Annotated in this window: 3 protein-coding genes; 1 reads left to right on the top strand and 2 read right to left on the bottom strand. The window is 71.4% G+C overall.

Going from position 1 to position 4,432, the window contains the following annotated elements:
- Positions 1–25: 25 nt before the first annotated feature.
- Positions 26–751 carry a YcnI family protein gene (locus D8M35_RS15605; protein WP_126892646.1) on the bottom strand — a complete coding sequence of 242 codons (726 nt, stop codon included), beginning with the start codon at positions 749–751 and terminating at the stop codon, positions 26–28.
- A gap of 196 nt (positions 752–947) precedes the next feature.
- Between D8M35_RS15605 and clpX the strand changes: the two genes are divergently transcribed.
- Positions 948–2,228 (top strand): ATP-dependent Clp protease ATP-binding subunit ClpX, encoded by a 1,281-nt coding sequence (gene clpX, locus D8M35_RS15600; RefSeq protein WP_126892645.1) that lies wholly within the window; start codon positions 948–950, stop codon positions 2,226–2,228.
- A gap of 73 nt (positions 2,229–2,301) precedes the next feature.
- Here the strand turns inward: clpX and D8M35_RS15595 are convergent, their stop codons facing one another.
- Positions 2,302–4,329 (bottom strand): M3 family metallopeptidase, encoded by a 2,028-nt coding sequence (locus tag D8M35_RS15595; RefSeq protein WP_126892644.1) that lies wholly within the window; start codon positions 4,327–4,329, stop codon positions 2,302–2,304.
- Between the last annotated feature and the right edge of the window lie 103 nt (positions 4,330–4,432).

Genomic DNA, 4,432 nt, shown 5'->3' with positions numbered 1-4,432 from the left:
CCGTCCGTCGGACGCGCGCGACGGGTCACTTGGCGGCGTCCCGACGGCGGGTGGCGGCGACGGCGACGACCAGGCCCACGGCACCGACGAGCAGGCCGCCGAGGCCGAGGAAGCGACCGACCAGGTCGGGCTGCGCGGACGTCGTGGTGCTGGCGTCGCTCGCGGTCGCCGTCGTGGCGTCGTCGTCGTCACCGCTCGCCGTGCTGGCGGCGGTCAGGACGATCGAGGGAGCGGGGTGCTCGGGCTCGGCCTTCCCGCTCTCCTGCGCCTGGTCCCAGTCCACGGAGCCCTGCTCGCACGTCTGCACGACGGGGAAGGACACTCGGTCGCCGGGCTTGCCGTCGGGCAGCGCGAAGGACAGCGCGAAGGTGTCGCGCTCGTCGGCGGGCAACGGCGTCTTCGCGGTGTAGGTGACGCTCGTGACGCGCTCGGCGCCGGCCTCGGACTCCTCGTCGCTCGCGGTGCTGCTCGACGGTGCGGTGTAGGGCTCGGTCGCCTTGGTGATCGTCCAGTTCGGGTTGACCGTCGGAGTGACCTCGATGACCGACTCGGGCACCTGGAAGACGAGCTTCGTGGTGGGGGAGCCGTCACAGCCGTGCGGCACCGAGAACGTCGCGGTCGTGTACGAGTTCGCCGCGGTCGAGGTCGCGTCGGCCTCGACGTGCGCGCTCGCGGCGGCCGCGGTGCCGAGGACGATCGCGGCGGTGACGCCGAGGGTTCCGGTGCCGAGGAGGGCGAGGCGCTTCGTCATGGGGTCCTTCCGGTTTTCTACAACTTGTAGAGGAACGGGTCCACGCTACCAGGTGTGCACGCCCTGGGCGAACGGGCGGGGACAGGCCGGACGGCGTCGCCGTCGCTGTCACCGGATGCGGTTAGAGTCGATCACATCGCGCGGGTCACCAGCCTGCATCGGTCAACCGCACCGGTCATCCAAGGAGGGCACCGACATGGCACGCATCGGGGAGAGCGCTGACCTGCTGAAGTGCTCCTTCTGCGGCAAGAGCCAGAAGCAGGTCCAGCAGCTCATCGCGGGGCCGGGGGTGTACATCTGCGACGAGTGCGTCGAGCTGTGCAACGAGATCATCGAGGAGCGCCTCGCCGAAGCGGGTGAGGACACCACGAGCGGTGACTTCGAGCTGCCGAAGCCCCGCGAGATCTTCGACTTCCTGCAGGAGTACGTGATCGGGCAGGACCCGGCGAAGCGTGCGCTGGCCGTGGCCGTCTACAACCACTACAAGCGCATCCGGGCGCAGGGACAGATCACCGCTGCCGAGGACCGCGACGACGTCGAGATCGCCAAGTCGAACATCCTGCTCATCGGCCCGACCGGCTGCGGCAAGACCTACCTGGCGCAGACCCTGGCGAAGCGGCTCAACGTGCCGTTCGCCGTGGCCGACGCGACCGCGCTGACCGAGGCCGGCTACGTGGGCGAGGACGTCGAGAACATCCTGCTCAAGCTCATCCAGGCCGCCGACTACGACGTCAAGCGCGCCGAGACCGGCATCATCTACATCGACGAGGTCGACAAGATCGCGCGCAAGGCGGAGAACCCGTCGATCACGCGCGACGTGTCGGGCGAGGGTGTGCAGCAGGCGCTGCTCAAGATCCTCGAGGGCACGACGGCCTCGGTCCCGCCGCAGGGCGGCCGGAAGCACCCGCACCAGGAGTTCATCCAGATCGACACGACGAACGTGCTGTTCATCGTGGCGGGGGCGTTCGCCGGGCTCGAGGAGATCGTGTCGTCGCGCGTCGGCAAGCGCGGGATCGGCTTCGGCGCTCCGCTGCACAGCCCGCTCGACCAGCAGGACCTGTTCGCCGACGTCCTGCCCGAGGACCTGCACAAGTTCGGGCTCATCCCCGAGTTCATCGGGCGTCTGCCGGTCGTCACGACGGTGTCGCAGCTCGACCAGGCGGCGCTCATGCAGATCCTGACCGAGCCGAAGAACGCGCTCGTGAAGCAGTACCAGCGGATGTTCGCGATCGACGGGGTCGAGCTCGAGTTCGACGGCGGTGCGCTCGAGGCGATCGCCGACCTCGCCGTGCTGCGGCAGACGGGTGCCCGCGGGCTCCGGGCGATCCTCGAAGAGGTCCTCGGCCCGGTGATGTTCGACGTGCCCTCGGACGACGACGTCGCCCGTGTGGTGATCACCCGCGAGTCCGTGCTCGAGAACGCCGCGCCGACGATCGTGCCGCGCCCCCGTGCGAAGCGCGTGGAGAAGTCCGCGTAGCGTCCGACGCTCGCAGGCCGACGGCCCGGTCCCCGCGTGGGGCCGGGCCGTCGTCGCGTGCGGCGCGGGCGCGCTACTCGAGCCCGCGGCGCCGCAGCAGCGGCCCGACCTCGGCGTCACGGCCGCGGAACGCGCGGTAGGCCTCGAGCGGGTCCTGCGCGCCGCCGACCCCGAGCACGAGCGACGCGAACCGCTGCCCGGCCTCGCGCGAGAGTCCGCCGTGCTCCCGGAACCACTCGACGGTGTCCGCGTCGAGCACCTCGGACCAGATGTAGCCGTAGTAGCCGGCGTCGTAGCCGCCCGAGAACGTGTGCGCGAAGTACGTCGACGAGTACCGCGGCGGCACCGCGGCCACGTCGATGCCCGCGGAGGCGAGGGCCTGGCGCTCGAACGTCTCCACGTCGGTGACCTCCGCAGCCTCCGCCGCCGACAGCCGGTGCCACGCCTGGTCGAGCAGTGCCGCGGCGAGGTACTCCGTCGTCGAGAAGCCCTCGTTGAAGCCGGCCGAGTCGCTCAGCCCGAGGACGAGCTCCGGCGGCAGCGGCTCCCCGGTCTCGTGGTGCTTGGCGTAGTTCGCGAGCACCGAGGGCCACGTCACCCACATCTCGTTGACCTGCGAGGGGAACTCCACGAAGTCCCGCTCGACGTTCGTGCCCGAGAACCGCGGGTAGGTCGTCCGCGCGATCAGCCCGTGCAGCGCGTGCCCGAACTCGTGGAACAGCGTCTCGACCTCGTCCTGGATCAGCAGCGTCGGTGACCCGGGTGCGGGCTTCGCCACGTTGAGGTTGTTCACGACGACGGGCAGCGTGCCGAGCAGGTCCGACTGCTCCACGACGGGGTTCATCCACGCGCCGCCACGCTTGCCGTCCCGCGTGTACAGGTCGAGCAGGTAGAGCCCGACCTCCTCGCCGGAGTCGCCGCGCACCTCGAAGACCCGGACCTCGTCGTTGTAGCCGTGCAGGTCCGGGCGCTCGGTGAACGTCAGCCCGTACAGGGCACCGGCGGCGTGGAACACCCCGTCGCGCAGCACGCGGTCGGCCTCGAGGTAGGGCCGCAGCGCCGAGCTGTCGGCGGCGAACTGCTCACCGCGGAGGACCTCGGTCGCGAACGCCCAGTCCCACGCCTCGACGTCGAAGCCGACCGTGCGGGAGCGTACGGCGCGCTCGTCCTCGGCGTTGGCCGCGGCGGCCGGTACGAGTGACGAGAGCAGTCCGTCGACGGCCTCCGGCGTGCCCGCGGTCTCGTCGGCGGTGACGACGGCTGCGTGGTTCGGGAAGCCGAGGAGCTCGGCCCGCTCGGCCCGGAGCCGGACGATGCGCAGCAGCACGTCACGGTTGTCGTGGGCGTTCCCGCGGCGCCCGCGCGACAGCGAGGCGCGCATGATCCGTTCGCGCAGGCCGCGGTCGGTCAGCGAGGCGAGCCACGGGTGGCCGGTGTAGAGCGGCAGCGTCACGAGCCAGCCGTCGAGTCCGCGGTCCTGCGCAGCGGCCGCCGCAGCGGACTTCGCGCCGTCGTCGAGCCCGGCGAGCTCCTGTTCGTCGGTGACGTGCACGGCGAGGTCGTTCGTGTCCTCGAGCAGGTTGCGCTCGAAGGTCGTGGTGAGCGTCGACAGCTCCTGGTTGATCGCGGTCAGGCGCTCCTTCCCGCCGTCGTCGAGACCGGCCCCCGCGAGCGTCATCTCGGTGTGCACCCGCTCGACGAGCCGGCGGTCCTCGTCGGACAGGTCCGCGCGGTCGGCCAGCGAGGACCGCACCGCGTCGACCCGGGCGTACAGCCGGGTGTCGAGCGTGATCGCGTCGCGGTGCGCGGCGAGGAGCGGCGACACCTCGGCCTCGAGGTCGTGCAGCTCCGGCGTCGAGTCCGCCGAAGAAAGCGTGAAGAAGACGTGCGAGACCCGGGTCAGCAGCTGCCCGGAGCGTTCGAGCGCCACCAGGGTGTTCTCGAAGGACGGTGCACCGGGGTCGGTGGCGATGGCCTCGACCTCGGCGCGCTGCTCGGCGATGCCGGCGTCGAAGGCGGGGCGGAAGTGCTCGAGCCGGACGTCGTCGAACGGCGGCAGGGCGTAGGGGAGGGTGCTCGGCTGGTCGAACGGGGTGTCCATGGCCCCACCCTACGGACCGGGCCGGACGCCGGTCTGGAGGCACGTGGCGGGCCCGCCCCACGCCTCCCGACCGACGTCAGCCCGCCTCAGCGCGGCGGGTCGA

This window comes from Curtobacterium sp. HSID17257 (assembly GCF_003989515.1).
Taxonomy (GTDB): domain Bacteria; phylum Actinomycetota; class Actinomycetes; order Actinomycetales; family Microbacteriaceae; genus Curtobacterium.
This window is presented reverse-complemented; position numbering and strand designations above follow the sequence as displayed.

What these genes read in the sequence shown, in the direction of transcription:
- D8M35_RS15605 (WP_126892646.1), bottom strand. Translation starts at nt 751, where the DNA reads ATGACGAAGCGCCTCGCCCTCCTCGGCACCGGAACCCTCGGCGTCACC.
- D8M35_RS15595 (WP_126892644.1), bottom strand. Translation starts at nt 4,329, where the DNA reads ATGGACACCCCGTTCGACCAGCCGAGCACCCTCCCCTACGCCCTGCCG.
- clpX (WP_126892645.1), top strand. Translation starts at nt 948, where the DNA reads ATGGCACGCATCGGGGAGAGCGCTGACCTGCTGAAGTGCTCCTTCTGC.